Consider the following 18,366-nt stretch of genomic DNA (forward strand, 5'->3'; position numbering starts at 1 on the left):
GCTTAAGCCCCCTCGCTTACGAGCCAGCTATCGGCATAAAGGTTCGTCTGTGTCGGGTCGAAGAGAGCTGTCGGACTTTCCGGAATACTCTCGCCTTCGCCAACAATCGCGTTCAGCGCAATGCCATCCATCTCACCGCGCAGAATGCGGTAACGTCCGATGTCTTCCACATTGTTGACAGTCAGCGGCAGGCCTTCGCCAGCACCACCCAGCTTCACGAACTCAGGGCGAATACCCACTTCGGTCTTCTGAGCAACCTTTTTCGGGTTAAGACCGCACTGCAGCGGAACACTGTGGTCGCCAATGCGCGCCATGGTGCCATCCACCTCACACGGCAGAACATTCATGCCCGGGGAACCGATGAAGTAACCAACAAACGTATGCTGCGGGCGACGGAACAGCTCATCCGGCGTTCCGATCTGCACCACTTCACCGCCATACATCACCACAACCTTATCCGCGAAGGTCAAGGCCTCGGTCTGGTCGTGGGTCACGTAAACCATGGTGAAGCCGAACTGCTTGTGCAGGTGCTTCAGCTGCGAGCGCAGAACCCACTTCATGTGCGGGTCAATCACGGTCAGCGGCTCATCAAACAGGATCGCGTTGGTGTCAGAACGCACCAGCCCACGGCCCAGAGAAATCTTCTGCTTCTCATCAGCTGTCAGACCCTGCGCCTTGCGCTTGGCCTTGCTCTCCAGATCAATGATCCTCAGAATTTCATTGACCTTCTGATCAACCTCAGCCGCCGGAACACCACGGTTGCGAAGCGGAAACGCCAGGTTGTCGTAAACAGACATGGTGTCGTAAACGACCGGGAACTGGAACACCTGCGCGATGTTGCGTGCTTCGGTAGAAAGCTCTGTCACCGGCTTGCCATCAAACAGCAGCTCACCCTCAGACGGGGTCAGCAGACCGGAGATGATGTTCAGAAGAGTTGTCTTGCCACAGCCGGAAGAGCCAAGAAGCGCATAAGCACCGCCGTCTTCAAAGGTCAGATTAACTTCCTTCAAAGCGTAGTCGCTTGGGCTTGTTGGGTTCGGCAGATAAGAGTGGCGAATGTGGTCGAGATCAATACGTGCCATGCTCGCCTCCTTAAGCCGCTTCGCTCATGAGAGACGCAACAGAGCGGCCCTCATCATCAAAGATCATGAAGTTCTTGGCGTCCACGTACACCTCGATCTCAGCATCCACATCCACGTTATGAATGCCATGCTCCAGCGCCACCCAGCGGTGGTTCAGGCAGGTCAGGTGGATGAAGCTCTCAGATCCGGTGATCTCGGAGACGTCAACAACGGCTGGAAGACACACAGCATCTTCGCTCGGGCGCTGCAGGTAGAGGTGATGGGGCCGGAAACCTGCTTTGTAATGTCCATCAGGAAGACGCTTCTCTTCCTCAGACGCCGGAATGACTGTGCCGTTGGACGTACGGAACTCACTTCCGCTTTTTGTCAGGCCCAACAGGTTCAGCGGCGGATCAGAGAAAGTTTGCGCAGTGACGATGTCCTGAGGATTTCTGTAAACATCGATGGTGTCACCAAACTGAGAAACACGGCCTTCATGCAAGGTCGCAGTGCGCCCGCCAAGCAGCAGCGCTTCAGTTGGCTCAGTGGTCGCGTAAACAAACACGGCACCGCTTTCAGAGAAGATCTTCGGCAGCTCGTCGCGCAGTTCTTCACGCAGCTTATAGTCCAGGTTCGCCAGCGGCTCATCCATCAGCACCAGATGCGCACCTTTCACCAGCGCGCGCGCCAAAGCAGTACGCTGCTGCTGACCACCGGAAAGGTTCAGCGGAGTTCTGTCCAGATACGGTGAGAGCTTCATCAGATCCGCAGCTTTGCGCACTTGGCTTTCGATCTCATCTCCCTTCAGCCCTGCAACGCGCAGCGGGCTGGCGATGTTTTCGTAAACCGTGAGAGCCGGGTAGTTGATGAACTGCTGATAGACCATGGCGACATCGCGCTTGCGCACGGAAACACCGGTCATATCCTGTCCATTTACGAGCACTTGCCCTGCAGTTGGTTTGTCCAGCCCTGCCATCAAACGCATCAGCGTTGTTTTGCCCGACAGTGTTGGTCCCAACAATACGTTTAATGAACCACTTTCAAGACGCAGAGACACGTCACGAATATGATCCATGCCGTCAACAGTTTTGCTGACGCCCCTTAATTCAAGCATGTTGCCCTCCCGGAACAGAAAGCGACCCGACTGCTTTCTGCGGTACGCGCTGCTTGCACTGCGGTACCTTTAAATTCCTGACTGTAATTCCATAAACAGCTCAAAACCGAGCTGAATCCCATAGTAAAGGCCGAGGCCTTTTAAAGAACATCGCAGCTTTTTGATGCTGCGTTCCTGTCAAATTTTCACGAGCCTCCCCGAACACTTTCAAGTTCTGCTTTCTTACGCAGCTCCGTCCCTACAAAGTGCCATTAGAGACCAAAATTAAACTACGTCCTAACCTACACGTCAATTTTCGTTTACAGCCGATTACGCGCATATTCGCGTAATTTCGAAATATAAGCGAAACCACTTAAGCGTCAATTCGAAAATTGACAAAACGAAACTCCCGGTTGTTATCCATTAGGATGAGAACGCACCACGTGCGGCTGGAAATGGTGAAGATCTGTCATTCCTGCACCCCACACCCGTCTCCTTTAACACCTTGAAAAGACTGAGGTGTTCACTCAAACTCAAATATACTGAGCCAACTAATATTTTCGCGGCGAAATAATTCGAACCTATTTTCGGTAATCTGACGTTCTCCACCGGGTGTGTTCAAATCCTGAATTTCCTTTGCTTAAAGATCGATTCTGGAACCCAGCTTGACGGCTCGAACCCGCGCCTCCCACCAGTTTCGCAGCACCCCTTGCCCTACAGGTAGATGCAACTCTATTGTCGTGAAGCAAGATTAAACTGAAGCGGTAGGCTTTGGTTGATCAGGGAGGGGAACTGCATCATGGATTTTTGCCTACAGCTTTACAGCGCACGAAACTTCCAGCCCTGGAAAGAGGTCATTCAGGAAACCGCTCTCCTCGGATACACACAGGTCGAAGGCTTTGAAGAGCTCTATCCCACATTGGAGGCAGCTCAGGAAATCCGCGAGCTGCTCGACCAATACGACCTGGACATGCCCTCCGGCCATTTTGATCTGAAGGATCTGGAAGAAAACCTCGATCAGTGCATCAAGATCGCAGTCCTCCTTGGTATGCACACCATCTTTGCTCCCTACCTCACGCCAGAAGACCGCCCCAAAACCAAGCACGAATGGACCGTCTTCGCCCACCGGCTGGAGCATCTTGCAGGCACGCTCAAGCACAAAGGCTTTCACTTCGGCTGGCACAATCACGATTTCGAGTTCCGCCCCCTCCCCGATGGCACCATACCCATGGAGATCATCATCTCCGAAGCACCTTCAGTGGAATGGGAGATCGACGCCGCATGGATCATCAAGGCAGACCTTGATCCGCTGGATTGGATCGAAGCCCACGGCACCCGCATCACCGCCGTCCATATCAAAGACATCGCGCCGGAAGGCGAAGGTGCGGATGAAGATGGTTGGGCAGATGTAGGTTTTGGCACCGTTCCATGGGGCCACATCCTCGCTGCCCTGCAGGAAAAAAGCCGTACCAAAATCTACATTCTGGAACACGACGACCCGAACAATTTTCTCCGCTTCGCTGACCGTTCCTTAACCTCACTTAAAATGCTTGAGGGCGTATAGGTAGTTTGCCATAGACACGCCTCTCCCATGCATTAAGGCAAGCCGATTGTCTCCACCAGGGAGACGGCATAAGGGAGAGGTAGGATGAACAGACGAGAGTTTCTCGGAGCATCTGCCCTAACAATTTCCAGCGCCTATTACATGGGCATCGTGGCTGGACCAGTCTTCGCAGAAAGCAAAGACAAAGCAAATTCCATCAAAAACGCAAAGGTCACATACTTTGACGCCCGCCCCGGCGCGCGCTCCAGAGACGTTGGCTTCGATTCCGATGGCATGGTTTGGTATTGCGGACAGGCAGATGGCACGCTCACACGTCTTGATCCTGACACTGGAGAACTTCACCCGGTTTCACTGGGCGAAAAAGCAGCGCCACACGGCGTGGTACTTGGCCCGGACAATGCTATGTGGGTCACAGAAGGCGGACAGAACGCCATAGCCCGCGTAGATCCGGCCACCGACGCCGTCACCCTCATTCCGCTTCCAGCCGAGTTTGAGGACGCAAACCTCAACACCGGCGTGTTTGACCACGACGGCATCTACTGGTTCACCGGACAAAACGGCGTCTATGGCCGCGTTGATCCCGTAACGCAGGAAATTGAAGTCTGGCCAAGCCCACAAGGTCCCGGCCCTTATGGCATCACCGTCACCCCGCAAGGAGATGTCTGGTACGCGTCCCTCGCAGGCAGCCATATCGCCAACATCGACAGAACCAACGGACGCGCCCGCATTGTTACACCTCCCACAGAGGAACAAGGCGCCCGCCGTGTCTGGTCCAACTCAGAAGGCAAACTCTGGGTCAGTGAATGGCTCTCAGGGCAGGTCAGCGAATACGACCCGCAAGCCGACACATGGCGCGAATGGCGCCTCCCCGGCAACGATCCACTACCCTACTCTGTCTATGTCGATGAAAACGACAAGGTCTGGCTCACCGACTTCGATGCCGACGCCGTTGTCTACTTTGACCCAGACACAGAAGAGTTCACCAGCTTCCCAAGCAACAAAACCGACTCTGATGTCCGCCAACTGGCAGGACGCAAAGGTGAAGTTTGGGGCGGAGAGTCTGGAACTGACAGGATCGTTCGCATTCAGTTTGAAGAAACAGAAACAACGCCATCCTGATCCAATCACATCGGCAAAAAAGAAGGGCGCTCATCCGGGCGCCCTTTTTGCTTAGAAGGAAAATGCCATCTGGTCTTTGTTGGCTTTGGTTCCATGAGGAATACCTTCATGATCCAACAGCCAGATTTTTGTATCTATGCCACCACCAAAACCAACCAGAGCCCCATTTGAGCCGATCACACGGTGGCAGGGAATAACAATCGGCAGCGGGTTCGCATTGTTCGCCAACCCAACGGCACGGCTCGCCCCCGGATTGCCCAGCGCCTTCGCCACATCGCCATAGCTGCGCGTCTCACCAAACGGGATCGCCGCAAGCTGCTCCCAGACACTCTTTTGAAACTCAGTGCCAATCAGCTTCCAATTGAGAGAAAACTCCTTCAGGTCACCAGCAAAATACGCTGCCAACTGCGCAATCAGATCTGCGTAAGGCGTTGCATTTTCAATCCAGCCATCCTCAACGTACCGTCTGCGCGCACTTTCAGGAAAATGGATAAACTCCAGCCCACCAGCTTCACCACCAATCAAAAGCTCCCCGACAGGGCTCTCATAAGTGCAATATGTGATTGGTTCTGCATCAGTGGTCATGCTCATCCCCTCCTTCGGAAGCTCATGAAAAAACTCTCCGCCGCAAACTGCAGCGGAGAGTTCTATAAAGCTTATTGAAGGCATCAGAGCTTAGCAAGCTCACGGCCCTCATTCAGCGGCATAAGTAACCTGTTTTTGAACACCGAGACCTTCGATGCCCAGCTCCATCTTGTCGCCCGGCTTCAGGTAAGTCTCTGGCTTCTGGCCCATACCAACACCCGGAGGCGTACCGGTGGAGATCACATCACCCGGCTGCAGGCTCATGAACTGGGACAGGTGCGAAATCACCTGCGCCACACCAAACACCATGGTCTTGGTAGAACCGTCCTGATAACGGTGGCCGTTCACTTCCAGATACATGGAAAGGTTCTGCGGGTCTTCCACTTCATCACGGGTCACAAGCCATGGACCAATCGGGCCAAAGGTATCGGCAGACTTGCCCTTTACCCACTGACCGCTGCGATGCAGCTGAAAATCACGCTCGGACAGATCATTGACCACGCAATAGCCAGCTACGTGGTCCAGCGCCTCTTCCTCACTCACATACTTGGTGTGCTTACCGATCACCACACCAAGCTCCACTTCCCAGTCTGTCTTCACAGAACCGCGTGGGATCTCAATGTCATCGTTCGGACCACAAATGGCAGAGGTCGCCTTGAAGAACGTCACTGGCTCTTCCGGCACCTGCATGCCAGCTTCCGCAGCATGGTCGGAATAGTTCAGGCCGATGCAGATGAACTTGCCAACATGACCAACACAAGCACCAATGCGCGGGTTCCCGTCCACTACTGGCAGGCTGTTCAGATCCAGAGCCGCAATCTTCGCAAGTCCCTCTGCGCTCAGCGTGTCACCGGCAATATCACCAACCACACCAGAAAGATCACGAATATTGCCATCCGCGTCCAGAACACCTGGCTTCTCGGCGTTCATCTCACCAAATCTAAGGAGCTTCATGTCCTACCCTTCTTATTAAACCGCCCAACCGCCATCAATGGCGTGTGTCTGTCCGGTTGTAAATCCGCTTTCATCGCTACCAAGGTACACAGCCAGCGCAGCAATTTCCTCTGGCTTGCCAATGCGTCCCATGGGCTGACGCGCAATAAAATCTTTCATGGCCTGTTCGTAGTTCCCGGTCGCCTTCAGGCGGTCATGCAGGGATGGACTATCAACCGTACCCGGACAAATCGCATTACAGCGAATGCCCTTGGTCACGAAATCCGCCGCAATCGCCTTGGTCAGGCCAATCACCGCCGCTTTGGAAGAACAGTATACGAACCGGTTCGGCACGCCTTTCAGCGAAGACGCCACGGACGACATGTTGATGATGGACCCACCACCATTTTCCAGCATGGCCGGAATCGCCGCACGGCATAGACGGTACATCGCCTTCACATTCAGATTGAAAGAGAAGTCCCAGGCATCCTCATCACACTCCAGAATCGTTCCGTTGTGCACGAAGCCAGCGCAGTTGAACAAGATGTCCAGCGGACCGGTCTTCTTCAGGGTTTCCTGATCCTCATCCGCATTGGTCACATCCAGCTTCAGGCCGGTGACACCATCAATAGCGTTTAACTCTGCAAGCGCAGCCTCGTTGATATCAGTCGCAAAAACCTTTGCACCTTCAGCGGCATAGGCTTCCACCGTCGCACGGCCAATCCCCTGCCCTGCCGCAGTGATCAGGGCTGTCTTGCCAGTAAGTCGTCCCATGTGTCCTCCCCCGGACTGAATTTCTAAAAAATATAGGCTCGGCCGAACCAACCAGAAACGCGGATTATTAGAGAGGAAGCACTGCTTATCGTCAAAGCAAAAGGCAGCTGACCCCTTGGCCTTCTCCCAAAGACCGCAGAAATCCGTCAGTTCACCAAATCACATAATGGCATAACTTAAATATAAAAACTTCTTTCAAATGTAAATTAGAAATTGACAACCGCCGGTTTTGCATCAAACAATAAGCTCAAATCGAACAGAGCTGATTATGGCAGACACACAAGCAGTAAAAGACAAAGCTGAGAAATACCGCGCGCCCGCCCTGGAGAAGGGACTGGATATTCTGGAGTTACTCTCCCAGTACGCATCCGGCCTGTCTCAGGCAGAAATCGCGAAAGCACTCGACCGATCTCCGAACGAGATCTACCGCATGCTCACCACTCTGGTGCGCCGCGAGTATGTTTCTCGCTCCATCGAGGGCGACCGCTTTCAGCTCAGCCTGAAAATGTATTCCATGTCGCATCGCCACCCACCGGTGACCCGCCTGCTGGAAGCAGCGGTACCCATGATGCGCAAGACGGCCAAAGACGTTCACCAGTCCAGCCACATCGGCATGGAACATCAGGGAGAGATCGTCGTTGTCGCCAGCGTGGAAGCACCGGGCAACTGGAGTTTCGTGCTCAAAACCGGCTCAGTCATCGGCCTCTGGAACACAGGCACCGGACGGGCAATCGCTGCCTTCCAGAAGCCGGAGATCCGCGAGCTCATGTACAACCAGCATGAACGCGCCCTTGGAGAACCGGAGATGAGCTACGACCAGTTCCATGCCATTCTGGAGGAGGTGCAGCAGCAAGGTTTCGTGCGTATGCCATCTGCCAGCACGGTCGGTGTTACCAATCTGGCATTTCCAATTCTGGGACCGGACGGTCATGCGGTTGCGGCACTCAGCTGCCCGTTCATGGAGCGGATAGACGACTTTAAAGCACCGGGAATTGAAGAGGTTCAGGAGGCCTATGCACAGGTCGCAAAGGACATAACCAACATTTACGGCACAGTAACAACCTAAGGAAATCGCTATGGGCTTGGGAGGGAAGCTGGCTCATCGACAATTGGGAGGAACAAATCTGCAGCTACCGACGTTGGGGATCGGCGGCGCAGCATTTGGCGGGCTGTTTGCAACAGCACCTCGCAAAGAGTCCATGAGCACATTGGATCGCGCCAAAGAGGTTGGTCTCACATACATTGATACCGCCCCTTACTACGGCTTTGGCCGCTCTGAACGCGTCATTGGAGATGCCGTGCGCAAGTACGACTACATCATCTCCACCAAGGTTGGCCGCCTGCTGAAACCCGGCATGGCGGACAATCCGGCCCAGTTCGGCTGGCCTGATCCGCTTCCCTTCCACCCGGTCTACGATTACTCGTATGACGGCATCATGCGCTCCTATGAGGCCAGCCTGCATCGCACTGGCCTTGATCGCCTCGACATCCTGCTGGTCCACGACATCGGCACCGCCACCCACGGCCCGGAAGAAAACCTGCGTCATATGAAAGACCTGAAAGGCGGTATCAGAGCCCTTCAGGAACTCAAGAGCTCCGGCGCCATCTCAGCCATGGGCCTCGGCGTCAATGAGACGGCCATCTGCATGGAGTTGATGCAGCAAGCCCATTGGGATGCCTTCCTGCTCGCAGGCCGTTACACCTTGCTGGAACAAGCCCCTCTGCAAGACCTGCTGCCAGCCTGCCTTGAAGCGAAAACCTCCATCATTCTGGGTGGCCCCTTCAACTCTGGCATCCTCGTTGGCGGCAACACCTGGAACTATGAAAGCGCACCACCTGAGATACTGACACATGTGAACGCGCTGAAAGAGTGCTGTCAGGAGTTCTCCGTTGATCTCGCAGCCGCGGCCCTCCACTTCCCGCTCGCACACCCAGCAGTCGCCAGCGTCATTCCCGGAATGCGCAACCGCAATGAGCTGGAAGGCACCCTCAAATGGATCGCAGCTGACATCCCGGATGCCTTCTGGGCCCAGTTAAAAGAAAGAGAACTACTCCCGGCAAACGCCCCTGTCCCTTCTGGCAATCTTTTCTTCGAACAAGAGGTGAAGCATGCTTAGGATTGATGCCCACCACCATTTCTGGAAGCTTTCCCGCGGCGACTACAGCTGGCTGACACCAGACCTGAACGTCCTCTATCGCGACTTCCTCGTCAGCGACATCCAGCCCCTGCTCACGCAAGCCAAGATGGATGGAACCATCCTCGTTCAGGCCGCTGACACCGTTGATGAAACCCACTTCATGCTGGAACTGGCCGCAGAGCACGACTGGATCCTCGGCGTCGTCGGCTGGGTAGACATGGAAGCCACGAACGCACCTGAGGTCATTCGGGAACTCTCGCAAAACCCGAAACTCGTCGGCATTCGTCCGATGATACAGGACATTGAAGACGATGAGTGGATGCTGCAGGACAACCTGCACCCCGCCATTCAGGCCCTCATCGACAACAACCTGACGCTCGACCTACTAGTCCAGCCCCGGCACCTGCCACACCTTAAAACCTTCCTCAGCCGTTATCCGGATCTGCGCGCCGTCATCGACCATGGCGCAAAACCGGATATCCGCAACAAGGCCATCGAGACGTGGTCCCAACACGTCGGCGACATCGCCCGCACCTCCAACGTCTGCTGCAAACTCTCAGGCCTTCTGACCGAAGCCTCCGAGAATGCAGAGATCGAGGACATCGCCCCCTACGCCTTTCACATCCTGAAATGCTTTGGGCCCGAACGCGTGATGTTCGGCAGCGACTGGCCGGTCCTTCTCCTCGCGAACACCTATCAAAACTGGGTGGATATGGTGGAGCAGCTCACCGCTGACCTGCCTCAGGCAGATTGGGAGGCCATCTTTGGTGGCACCGCTGCAAAGTTCTACCTCACCAAAACAATGGAAACTCTCTGAAATGTCGGCACCCATTCCAGCCAGCGTCAAACTCCAGCCAGCGGATAACGTCATCATCGCCACAAGAGCGCTACAGCCGGGCGATCAGGCAGGCGACCTTCAGGTTCGCGACAACATCCCGGCAGGCCACAAAATCGCTGAGCGTGACATCAAGCAAGGCGAAGCACTCATCAAGTTCGGCCAAACAATCGGCTTCGCCATAACCGACATTCAGGCAGGCTCCCACGTGCATTCGCACAACATGGAGTTCTCCGATCCCGGCGTGCACCACAGCTTCTGTAAAGACTACAAGCCAACCCAATACGCAGAGCGCCCGGAAGAACGAACCTTCCTCGGCTATCACCGCGAAGACGGCAGCGTCGGCACCCGCAACTACATCGCCGTGCTCACCAGCGTAAACTGCTCTGCCACAGCAGCCCACCGCATCGCCGATGCGTTCAGCGACGAAGATCTGCTCCAGTTTGAGAACGTCGACGGTGTTGCCTCTTTCGCCCACGGCACAGGCTGCGGCATGGCAGGCGACAACGAAGGCTTCGCAAACCTGCAACGCGTCCTCTGGGGTTACGCCAGAAATCCAAATGTCGGCGGCGTTCTGCTCGTGGGCCTGGGCTGCGAAGTCAATCAGATCGACTTCCTGCTGGATGCCTACGGCCTGAAGCAGTCACCAACCTTCCAGTTCATGAACATTCAGGGCATGGGCGGCCTGCGCAAAACCATCGAAGCAGGCATTGAAAAGGTCAAAGCCATGCTGCCGGAAGTCAACAAAGCCACCCGCCAACCAGCACCAGTTTCCAAGTTAATGGTCGGCCTGCAATGCGGCGGCTCCGATGGCTGGTCCGGCGTCACGGCCAACCCAGCCCTTGGTTATGCAACAGACCTGCTCGTCAAATACGGCGGCACCTCAGTTCTTTCTGAAACCTCAGAGATCTACGGCGCTGAACACCTGCTCACCAGCCGCGCTGCGAACCAGAAGATAGCTGAAAAGTTGGTGGAACGGGTCCGCTGGTGGGAGGACTACACCGCCCGCAACAACGGCACCATGGACAACAACCCTTCTCCGGGCAACAAACGCGGCGGCCTGACAACCATCCTCGAAAAATCCCTCGGCGCAGTCGCCAAAGGCGGGACGACAGCGCTGGAAGGCGTCTACAAATACGGCGAACCTATCGAGACCAACGGTTTCGTCTTCATGGACAGTCCCGGCTACGACCCAGCCTCTGTCACCGGCCAGATCGCCAGCGGCTGCAACCTGATCGTCTTCACCACTGGCCGTGGCTCTGCTTTTGGCAGCAAGCCATCGCCAACCATCAAAGTCGCCAGCAACACGCCTCTCTTCGAGCATATGCCCGAGGATATGGACCTCAACGCAGGCTCCATCATCTCCGAAGGAAGATCCGTCGAAGAGGTCGGAACAGAACTGTTTGAGCTGATGATCAAAGTCGCTTCTGGCGAACACAGCAAATCAGAAGCGCAAGGTCTGGGCGACTACGAGTTCGTGCCTTGGCAAATTGGCGCGGTGATGTAGCCAGCCAGCTACCGGCGAAACCTCGCCCTGTACTCGCGCGGTGTCATGCCTTTCACCGCGCGAAACTGGCGATTAAAGTTGGCCAGCGCCGAATACCCAACATTATGAGCAATGAGCGACACAGGGGCATCGCCGCCAGAAAGCTGCGCGCACGCATCCCCAATCCGAATACGTTTCAGATACTCAGAGACCGTCTGCCCGGTATGGCGTTGAAACAGCCGGTGCACTCCTGAAACACTGAGTGCCGCAGTTTCTGCCAGTTCTTCCAAAGGCAACACCCGTGAATATTCGGAATGAATTAGCGTCAGCACCCGGTCAATCCGTTCATTCCCACCATCCGCGCTGGAAAGCACCACCGGATCATGCGCAAGCTGCATCGCATATTCATCTTCAGAAAGCTCCGCCAGCACCCGCAGGATGGTGAACAAACGCTCCAACGGATCTTCCTTAAAGAATCTCCTGATCTTCGGCACCACCCGATGCCTTGCATCATCGCTGAAACTCAGGCCTGCCAAGGCCCGCTGAAACAGCTTCTTCACGCCGGAGAGCTCTGACATCTCATTGGTGATACGCTCAATCCACTCCGGCTCAAACCAGATCACCAGCGCCTGATGAGGTTCATCATCATCGGGCTTGCTGTTGGACGCCCAAGTATGCGGAAGATTAGGTCCAAGCAGCACAAGGTCCGCATGCCCATAATCGCCCACATGATCACCCACATAGCGCTGGCCTTCAGAGTTCAACGTCAGCGTCAGCTCATACTCAGGATGATGATGCCAGGAGAACGGAATGCCATCATGAAGACGCCGGTTCATCACCTTGAATGAACCGTCTTCAGACTCTGGCACTTTCTCCAGATATGACCGCATTTCACCCTCTGAACCAGTAAGACGCCAGAATAGTATCAGTATCAGCTAGTTTAGAACAACTCTCACATACCAAAGTGAATAAACTTACAAGCCATTGAAGGATCTGGGAGGACCACATGGACGCTGAACTGCTTGCAGACAATCACTGGGGCTCAACCGCAACTAACACCCAGTTGAAGGACATCAAGAAAACCCTGCCCTTGCGCGTACTTTCAGAAGATGACTGGCAACATTGGATCACCCGTGGCTATGTCATCGTACGTCAGGCCGTTCCGCAGGAAAACGTAAAACGCCTAGTGGATCTGCTTTGGGAGTTTGATGAGAAAGATCCTAAGGATCCATCCACCTGGTACACCCCACAACGCCGCGCTCACAAAATGCTGGAGCTTAACAATGCGGGCATGCTGGAGATTTATAACCACCAGTACCTGTGGGACAACCGCATGCAGCAACGCATCTACGATGCCTTCGTAGATATCTGGGACCGCGAAGACCTCTGGGTCAGCATCGACCGCGCCAATCTCAACCCACCCAAGAAAGACCGCGACGGCAAACCCGGCTTCATTCATTGGGATGTCGACACATCCCTACGCCCGCTGCCAATAAGCGTGCAAGGCGTCCTCTCACTGGTAAAGCAGGACGAAGAAACCGGCGGCTTCCAATGCATCCCCAAACTCTTCGAAGACTTTGAGGAGTGGGTTAAAACCCAACCGGAGGATCGTGATCCCAAACATCCAGACTACTCGGGCTTTGAAATTGAAAAGATCGAGATGGAACCGGGCGACTTGATGATCTTCAATGCGCTCCTCGCCCACGGCATCCGTCCCAACAACTCCAAAGACAAGGTACGCATCGCCCAATACATCTCCATGTTCCCATCTGAGCAGAGCAATGAAGATCTGAGGCAGGAGCGCATCCATCAGTGGCGCAATATGGAACCGCCGCAAAGAGCATCCTTCCCCGGCGACCCACGCGAATGGGAGAAGAAAAACGCCCAAACTGCTGAACTGACCGACCTCGGCAAAAAGCTTCTGGGGCTGGACCTCTGGTAAAACGAAAAAGAGCGCTTCCTCATTATGGGGAAACGCTCTTGCACCGGTACACATTGCTCTATGCGTAGCTGACGACCTCAAACTCAATGCCGTCATCATCATCGAAATAGAAGCGGCGACCAGGCTCGTAATCTGCGTGATTTCGGGTCTTATACCCGCCTGCCAGCACTTTCTTCTCAACCGCATCCAGATCATCAACCACTACACCAACGTGGTTCAGACTGCCGTGAGTGACGTAATTGTCTTCCTTGGTCGCATTGGTGTTTCCAAGAGAATAAACGGCGATATAACTGTCATCTGTTCCAACATGAACAGTGGTTCCACCCGCCCGGGCAGCACCCTGCCAACGCACATGCCAGCCAAACCAATCTGAAAGACGGCCTGCGGTCGCAATTGGGTCAGAAACGGTGATGTTTACGTGCTCTAAAAAACTCTTTGTCATCGCAATAGCCTTTCTTTTGACTTCTGATGACACCCTGTTTAGGACTTCAAGTTAAGTTTAAGTCAAGCACTATTTTTGAGAAATTTATGAAGCACTCAGACGTCATGACAATCGGTGAACTCGCCGAAAGATCCGGCCTCACCACATCCGCCATCCGCTTTTACGAAACCAAGGGAATAGTCACAGCCAGCCGCAACGCAGGCGGCCAACGCCGCTTCATGCGCGCTGACATCCGCCGCTTGTCTTTTGCTCTCGTCGCACAAGAGTTTGGCTTCACCATCAAAGAGATTTCAGAGCAACTGGGAACGTTGCCACCAGGCCGTGCACCCAACAAAGCGGAATGGAAACGCCTGAGCCAACAGTTCAAAGTGCACTTAGATGAACGTATCACCCGCATGGAACGCTTAAGATCCCAACTGGAAGGCTGCATGGGCTGTGGCTGCCTCTCGCTCGACAAATGCGAGCTCTACAACGCTGGCGACGCCGCCGCCAGCTACGGCCGCGGCCCTCGCTTCATCTACGGTGACAAATCATTCAGGCAGCAAGCAGAACCAGCTGAATGACAAGGACAGGTCCGTCCTTGTCATCATCAACCACACCGGTTGAAATGCGGGCAAAGCTGGAGAGCTAAGGCTTTCATGGGCCTGCCTGCGAAAAACCTTTAATTCTGCACCAGAAGCACTTGCCCACTCTCTGAACTGCTAAGAACATCACGGTAATGCTCCGCAACCTTGGCAGCAGGTACACAATGCGTGCTATCCATGCCAAACTTCTCAGCGGACTCTTTCACCAGCGAGAGGCTCACAGAGTTGATGCGCTTATCATCAGCCAGCTCCAGCGCCACAGTTCGCACAAACGCGTCAACACCTGCCGTTGCAATTGCGATTGCAGCAGTATTCGGCATCGGATGTTGGGCGGCAGCACCGGAGGTTAGAGTAATGGAGCCACCCTTGTTGAGGTACTTGTGACCAACACGGGTCAAGTTCACCTGCCCCATGACTTTACTCTGCAAAGCCCGCTCATAAGCATGGTCGCCTTCCTCATCAAAGCCGCCAAACACACCATCACCAGCAACACTGATGATCGCATCTACGGCCCCAATCTTTTCAAAAAGCGCCTCAAGAGAAGCTTTGTCTTCAATATCAGCCTGCATATCACCACTGGACCTGCCAACAGTGATCACGTCATGCTCTTGTCCCAGCAGTTTCGCAACTTCACTTCCAACGAGGCCAGTACCACCTACAACAACAGTTTTCATCTCAAACTCCTAATCAGTCTGTGTTTCTTGAAAACTGATGTACGCCCCAACTCATTCAGAAAAAAGCATAGCTTTCTGACCAACTCCGTCACATTATTAGACCATGACAAACTTAGATCATCTCAATGCCATCAGCACGATCTGTGAGGTCGGAAGCTTCCAACTCGCGAGCGAAAAGCTGAACAAAGCACGCTCTGCAGTATCCTATTCAGTAAAGCAGGTCGAAGAATTCTATCAACTCCAGATCTTCGATCGCTCCAAGTACCGCCCAAAGCTCACGCCTGAAGGAAAAACTCTACTGGTTCAGATCAGAAGACTTCTGGAACAAGCCAAAGCCTTCGAAGATTCGGTGAAAGACCTCAAGGGAGAAAACGAGCCTGAGATCCGCTTGGCAGTTAGCAGCATCTTTCCAGTCACTTGGATCACGGACCTCCTAAAGTCACTCCGTACCAAGTTCCCTCAGACAACGATCCACTTGGATGTAGAAGTAGCCTCCGGAGAGCGCGTGCTCCTGTCTGAAGCTGTCGACATGGCAATCTTCGCCGCCCCAACTCGCAATGCATCCTTGGATTACAAGCCCATCACCAGTATGGATGTACCCCTTGTCATCTCTTATGGCTTGCTTGGTGACAATGCCCCGCATTCGCTCACGCGAGCTAGTTTGGCTGAGCATCCTCAGATCGTGGTGAAGTCCTCTGATGCCCAATCTCCGGACACCGGCCTGCTTGCGGACGCACCAAAGTGGTTTGTGACGGATCTGCAGGCCAAAAAGGACCTGATCACATCAGGACTGGGCTGGGGCCGTCTTCCCCGTCATATGATTGCTCAGGAGGTCACTGAGGGCGTTCTGAAGCCACTCCCAACCCTGGGCGAGATCAGCTTGTCAATCTGCCTTGCCAGGCGCGGCAACCACCATTTGGGTCCGGTGGCCTCACATATCTGGAATTACTTTGATGGAGAGCACAGCTTCCCGGCCTAGGCGGGTTAGTTGCCGGTTTCTGTTTTAAAATTTAAACAACAAAAAACCCGCCATCTTTGCGATAGCGGGTTTGATATTTTGGTTGCGGGGGCAGGATTTGAACCTGCGACCTTCAGGTTATGAGCCTGACGAGCTACCGGGCTGCTCCACCCCGCGGTAATAAGGTATGTTCTGTTTTATTTTGAGAGATTGTGTGTGTCTTATTCATGCCCGGCGGCGCCCTACTCTCCCGCGTCTTAAGACGAAGTACCATTGGCGCAGGGGCGTTTCACTTCCGAGTTCGGGATGGGATCGGGTGGGGGCGCCCCGCCATAGCCACCGGGCAGGAATAAGTCACATATGAACTGGTCTGTTTTGTTTTTTTCAAGCTCTGCGTTTTAGCAGTTTTTATGATTATAGCTTAATGGGAGTGATCAAGATCGATCGAGCTATTAGTAAGGCTCAGCTTCGGATGTTACCACCCTTCCACATGCCTCCTATCGACGTGGTGGTCTTCCACGGCTCTCAAGGGATATCTAGTTTTGAGGTTGGTTTCCCGCTTAGATGCCTTCAGCGGTTATCCATTCCGTACATAGCTACCCTGCAATGCGGCTGGCGCCACAACAGGTCCACCAGAGGTACGTCCATCCCGGTCCTCTCGTACTAGGGACAGATCCTCTCAAATTTCCTACACCCACGGCAGATAGGGACCGAACTGTCTCGCGACGTTCTGAACCCAGCTCACGTACCGCTTTAATTGGCGAACAGCCAAACCCTTGGGACCTGCTCCAGCCCCAGGATGCGATGAGCCGACATCGAGGTGCCAAACAATGCCGTCGATATGGACTCTTGGGCATCATCAGCCTGTTATCCCCGGCGTACCTTTTATCCGTTGAGCGATGGCCCTTCCACGAGGGACCACCGGATCACTATGACCGACTTTCGTCTCTGCTCGACTTGTCAGTCTCGCAGTCAGGCAGGCTTATGCCATTGCACTCAACGAGCGATTTCCGACCGCTCTGAGCCTACCTTCGCGCGCCTCCGTTACCATTTGGGAGGCGACCGCCCCAGTCAAACTACCCGCCACACACGGTCCCGGATATTGTAGTACCGCGGTTAGATATCCATGAGGACAAGGGTGGTATTTCAAGGATGGCTCCACCCGAGCTGGCGCCCGGGGTTCAACGCCTACCACCTATCCTACACATGTCATCACGAATACCAGTGTGAAGCTGTAGTAAAGGTGCACGGGGTCTTTCCGTCTGACCGCAGGAACCCCGCATCTTCACGGGGAATTCAATTTCACTGAGTCTGTGCTGGAGACAGCGGGGAAGTCGTTACGCCATTCGTGCAGGTCGGAACTTACCCGACAAGGAATTTCGCTACCTTAGGACCGTTATAGTTACGGCCGCCGTTTACTGGGGCTTCAATTCGGTGCTTGCACACCTCCTCTTAACCTTCCAGCACCGGGCAGGCGTCAGACCCTATACGTCGCCTTGCGGCTTCGCAGAGCCCTGTGTTTTTGATAAACAGTCGCAACCCCCTATTCTGTGCCCCCGATACAAAGTTGCCTTCGTACCGGGCTCCCTTCTCGCGAACTTACGGGAGCAATTTGCCGAGTTCCTTCAGCACAGTTCTCTCAAGCGCCTTGGTATACTCTACCTGTCCACCTGTGTCGGTTTCGGGTACGGTCTTAGCGTGGGAGCTATTTCCAGGAACACCTTCACCGCATCTCCAATCCAATAAGGAGATACGATACACGGCATCCGTCACTACCCACTGGCCGGGGAATATTAACCCCGTTCCCATCGACTACGCCTTTCGGCCTCGCCTTAGGGGCCGGCTAACCCTGCGCCGATTAGCGTTGCGCAGGAACCCTTGGACTTTCGGCGAGAGGGTCTCTCACCCTCTTTATCGTTACTCATGTCAGCATTCGCACTTCTGATACCTCCAGCAGCCCTCACGGGTCCACCTTCATCAGCTTACAGAACGCTCCGCTACCGCGCGTCATAAGACGCACCCGCAGTTTCGGTGTATGGCTTTAGCCCCGGTACATTTTCGGCGCGGAGACCCTTATTTAGACCAGTGAGCTGTTACGCTTTCTTTAAATGATGGCTGCTTCTAAGCCAACATCCTGGTTGTTTTGGGATCTCTACATCCTTTCCCACTTAGCCATAA

17 protein-coding genes, 1 tRNA gene and 2 rRNA genes (1 of these 20 cut by a window edge) are annotated in these 18,366 nt (G+C 54.4%); 9 read left to right on the forward strand and 11 right to left on the reverse strand.

Annotated elements, in window-relative coordinates; all coding sequences use genetic code 11:
* Window positions 1-2: 2 nt before the first annotated feature.
* Both PSE_RS24580 and PSE_RS24585 read right to left on the reverse strand, forming a co-directional pair.
* On the reverse strand, window positions 3-1,082 hold the full coding sequence (locus tag PSE_RS24580) for an ABC transporter ATP-binding protein (RefSeq protein ID WP_014287259.1): 1,080 nt from the start codon (window positions 1,080-1,082) through the stop codon (window positions 3-5).
* A 10-nt stretch (window positions 1,083-1,092) separates the two neighbouring features.
* Window positions 1,093-2,175 (reverse strand): ABC transporter ATP-binding protein, encoded by a 1,083-nt coding sequence (locus PSE_RS24585; RefSeq protein ID WP_014287260.1) that lies wholly within the window; start codon window positions 2,173-2,175, stop codon window positions 1,093-1,095.
* A 778-nt stretch (window positions 2,176-2,953) separates the two neighbouring features.
* On the opposite strand from PSE_RS24585, the gene PSE_RS24590 reads away from it, so the two are divergent.
* Both PSE_RS24590 and PSE_RS24595 read left to right on the forward strand, forming a co-directional pair.
* Entirely contained in the window at window positions 2,954-3,718 is a 765-nt protein-coding gene (locus tag PSE_RS24590) for a sugar phosphate isomerase/epimerase (RefSeq protein WP_014287261.1), read from the forward strand.
* Window positions 3,719-3,802: 84 nt separating this feature from the next.
* Window positions 3,803-4,837 (forward strand): lyase, encoded by a 1,035-nt coding sequence (locus PSE_RS24595; protein WP_041768813.1) that lies wholly within the window; start codon window positions 3,803-3,805, stop codon window positions 4,835-4,837.
* Between the two features lie 51 nt (window positions 4,838-4,888).
* On the opposite strand, the gene PSE_RS24600 is transcribed toward PSE_RS24595, so the two are convergent.
* The 3 genes from PSE_RS24600 to PSE_RS24610 form a co-directional block, all read right to left on the reverse strand.
* Window positions 4,889-5,422: a methylated-DNA--[protein]-cysteine S-methyltransferase gene (locus PSE_RS24600; RefSeq protein WP_041768814.1), complete on the reverse strand. Its 534-nt coding sequence runs from the start codon at window positions 5,420-5,422 to the stop codon at window positions 4,889-4,891.
* A gap of 108 nt (window positions 5,423-5,530) precedes the next feature.
* A complete protein-coding gene (locus tag PSE_RS24605; RefSeq protein ID WP_014287264.1) occupies window positions 5,531-6,376 on the reverse strand; it encodes a fumarylacetoacetate hydrolase family protein in 846 nt (281 codons plus the stop codon).
* A gap of 15 nt (window positions 6,377-6,391) precedes the next feature.
* Entirely contained in the window at window positions 6,392-7,129 is a 738-nt protein-coding gene (locus tag PSE_RS24610; protein ID WP_014287265.1) for an SDR family oxidoreductase, read from the reverse strand.
* A gap of 268 nt (window positions 7,130-7,397) precedes the next feature.
* Between PSE_RS24610 and PSE_RS24615 the strand changes: the two genes are divergently transcribed.
* Genes PSE_RS24615 through PSE_RS24630 form a run of 4 tightly spaced genes read left to right on the forward strand, consistent with a single transcriptional unit; the run spans window position 7,398 to window position 11,609 of the window.
* Window positions 7,398-8,195 carry an IclR family transcriptional regulator gene (locus tag PSE_RS24615; RefSeq protein WP_014287266.1) on the forward strand — a complete coding sequence of 266 codons (798 nt, stop codon included), beginning with the start codon at window positions 7,398-7,400 and terminating at the stop codon, window positions 8,193-8,195.
* A gap of 10 nt (window positions 8,196-8,205) precedes the next feature.
* Window positions 8,206-9,246, forward strand: a complete 1,041-nt coding sequence (locus tag PSE_RS24620) for an aldo/keto reductase (protein WP_041768815.1) — start codon at window positions 8,206-8,208, stop codon at window positions 9,244-9,246.
* Window positions 9,239-10,084 (forward strand): amidohydrolase, encoded by an 846-nt coding sequence (locus tag PSE_RS24625; RefSeq protein WP_014287268.1) that lies wholly within the window; start codon window positions 9,239-9,241, stop codon window positions 10,082-10,084. The genes PSE_RS24620 and PSE_RS24625 overlap by 8 nt, the downstream gene beginning before the upstream one ends.
* A gap of 1 nt (window position 10,085) precedes the next feature.
* The gene (locus PSE_RS24630; RefSeq protein WP_014287269.1) at window positions 10,086-11,609 is read left to right on the forward strand and encodes a UxaA family hydrolase; all 1,524 of its coding nucleotides are present in this window, start codon (window positions 10,086-10,088) and stop codon (window positions 11,607-11,609) included.
* Window positions 11,610-11,617: 8 nt separating this feature from the next.
* On the opposite strand, the gene PSE_RS24635 is transcribed toward PSE_RS24630, so the two are convergent.
* Window positions 11,618-12,478, reverse strand: a complete 861-nt coding sequence (locus PSE_RS24635; RefSeq protein WP_014287270.1) for an AraC family transcriptional regulator — start codon at window positions 12,476-12,478, stop codon at window positions 11,618-11,620.
* 116 nt (window positions 12,479-12,594) lie between these two features.
* On the opposite strand from PSE_RS24635, the gene PSE_RS24640 reads away from it, so the two are divergent.
* On the forward strand, window positions 12,595-13,530 hold the full coding sequence (locus PSE_RS24640) for a phytanoyl-CoA dioxygenase family protein (RefSeq protein ID WP_014287271.1): 936 nt from the start codon (window positions 12,595-12,597) through the stop codon (window positions 13,528-13,530).
* Window positions 13,531-13,588: 58 nt separating this feature from the next.
* Here PSE_RS24640 and PSE_RS24645 read toward each other — a convergent pair whose 3' ends face one another.
* Window positions 13,589-13,972 (reverse strand): VOC family protein, encoded by a 384-nt coding sequence (locus tag PSE_RS24645; protein ID WP_008552511.1) that lies wholly within the window; start codon window positions 13,970-13,972, stop codon window positions 13,589-13,591.
* 86 nt (window positions 13,973-14,058) lie between these two features.
* Between PSE_RS24645 and soxR the strand changes: the two genes are divergently transcribed.
* Window positions 14,059-14,535, forward strand: a complete 477-nt coding sequence (soxR, locus tag PSE_RS24650) for a redox-sensitive transcriptional activator SoxR (protein WP_014287273.1) — start codon at window positions 14,059-14,061, stop codon at window positions 14,533-14,535.
* Between the two features lie 98 nt (window positions 14,536-14,633).
* Here the strand turns inward: soxR and PSE_RS24655 are convergent, their stop codons facing one another.
* Window positions 14,634-15,230, reverse strand: a complete 597-nt coding sequence (locus PSE_RS24655; RefSeq protein ID WP_014287274.1) for a short chain dehydrogenase — start codon at window positions 15,228-15,230, stop codon at window positions 14,634-14,636.
* Window positions 15,231-15,333: 103 nt separating this feature from the next.
* On the opposite strand from PSE_RS24655, the gene PSE_RS24660 reads away from it, so the two are divergent.
* Window positions 15,334-16,209 (forward strand): LysR family transcriptional regulator, encoded by an 876-nt coding sequence (locus tag PSE_RS24660; protein WP_014287275.1) that lies wholly within the window; start codon window positions 15,334-15,336, stop codon window positions 16,207-16,209.
* Between the two features lie 79 nt (window positions 16,210-16,288).
* On the opposite strand, the gene PSE_RS24665 is transcribed toward PSE_RS24660, so the two are convergent.
* The 3 genes from PSE_RS24665 to PSE_RS24675 all read right to left on the reverse strand — a co-directional run.
* A tRNA-Met gene (locus PSE_RS24665) sits at window positions 16,289-16,365 on the reverse strand.
* A gap of 52 nt (window positions 16,366-16,417) precedes the next feature.
* Window positions 16,418-16,532 (reverse strand): 5S ribosomal RNA (gene rrf / locus PSE_RS24670).
* 86 nt (window positions 16,533-16,618) lie between these two features.
* Window positions 16,619-18,366, reverse strand: a 23S ribosomal RNA gene (locus PSE_RS24675); it runs 978 nt beyond the window's last position.

The organism is Pseudovibrio sp. FO-BEG1 (assembly GCF_000236645.1).
In the GTDB taxonomy this organism is placed as follows: domain Bacteria; phylum Pseudomonadota; class Alphaproteobacteria; order Rhizobiales; family Stappiaceae; genus Pseudovibrio.

What these genes read in the sequence shown, in the direction of transcription:
- PSE_RS24580 (WP_014287259.1), bottom strand. Translation starts at nt 1,082, where the DNA reads ATGGCACGTATTGATCTCGACCACATTCGCCACTCTTATCTGCCGAAC.
- PSE_RS24585 (WP_014287260.1), bottom strand. Translation starts at nt 2,175, where the DNA reads ATGCTTGAATTAAGGGGCGTCAGCAAAACTGTTGACGGCATGGATCAT.
- PSE_RS24590 (WP_014287261.1), top strand. Translation starts at nt 2,954, where the DNA reads ATGGATTTTTGCCTACAGCTTTACAGCGCACGAAACTTCCAGCCCTGG.
- PSE_RS24595 (WP_041768813.1), top strand. Translation starts at nt 3,803, where the DNA reads ATGAACAGACGAGAGTTTCTCGGAGCATCTGCCCTAACAATTTCCAGC.
- PSE_RS24600 (WP_041768814.1), bottom strand. Translation starts at nt 5,422, where the DNA reads ATGACCACTGATGCAGAACCAATCACATATTGCACTTATGAGAGCCCT.
- PSE_RS24605 (WP_014287264.1), bottom strand. Translation starts at nt 6,376, where the DNA reads ATGAAGCTCCTTAGATTTGGTGAGATGAACGCCGAGAAGCCAGGTGTT.
- PSE_RS24610 (WP_014287265.1), bottom strand. Translation starts at nt 7,129, where the DNA reads ATGGGACGACTTACTGGCAAGACAGCCCTGATCACTGCGGCAGGGCAG.
- PSE_RS24615 (WP_014287266.1), top strand. Translation starts at nt 7,398, where the DNA reads ATGGCAGACACACAAGCAGTAAAAGACAAAGCTGAGAAATACCGCGCG.
- PSE_RS24620 (WP_041768815.1), top strand. Translation starts at nt 8,206, where the DNA reads ATGGGCTTGGGAGGGAAGCTGGCTCATCGACAATTGGGAGGAACAAAT.
- PSE_RS24625 (WP_014287268.1), top strand. Translation starts at nt 9,239, where the DNA reads ATGCTTAGGATTGATGCCCACCACCATTTCTGGAAGCTTTCCCGCGGC.
- PSE_RS24630 (WP_014287269.1), top strand. Translation starts at nt 10,086, where the DNA reads ATGTCGGCACCCATTCCAGCCAGCGTCAAACTCCAGCCAGCGGATAAC.
- PSE_RS24635 (WP_014287270.1), bottom strand. Translation starts at nt 12,478, where the DNA reads ATGCGGTCATATCTGGAGAAAGTGCCAGAGTCTGAAGACGGTTCATTC.
- PSE_RS24640 (WP_014287271.1), top strand. Translation starts at nt 12,595, where the DNA reads ATGGACGCTGAACTGCTTGCAGACAATCACTGGGGCTCAACCGCAACT.
- PSE_RS24645 (WP_008552511.1), bottom strand. Translation starts at nt 13,972, where the DNA reads ATGACAAAGAGTTTTTTAGAGCACGTAAACATCACCGTTTCTGACCCA.
- soxR (WP_014287273.1), top strand. Translation starts at nt 14,059, where the DNA reads ATGAAGCACTCAGACGTCATGACAATCGGTGAACTCGCCGAAAGATCC.
- PSE_RS24655 (WP_014287274.1), bottom strand. Translation starts at nt 15,230, where the DNA reads ATGAAAACTGTTGTTGTAGGTGGTACTGGCCTCGTTGGAAGTGAAGTT.
- PSE_RS24660 (WP_014287275.1), top strand. Translation starts at nt 15,334, where the DNA reads ATGACAAACTTAGATCATCTCAATGCCATCAGCACGATCTGTGAGGTC.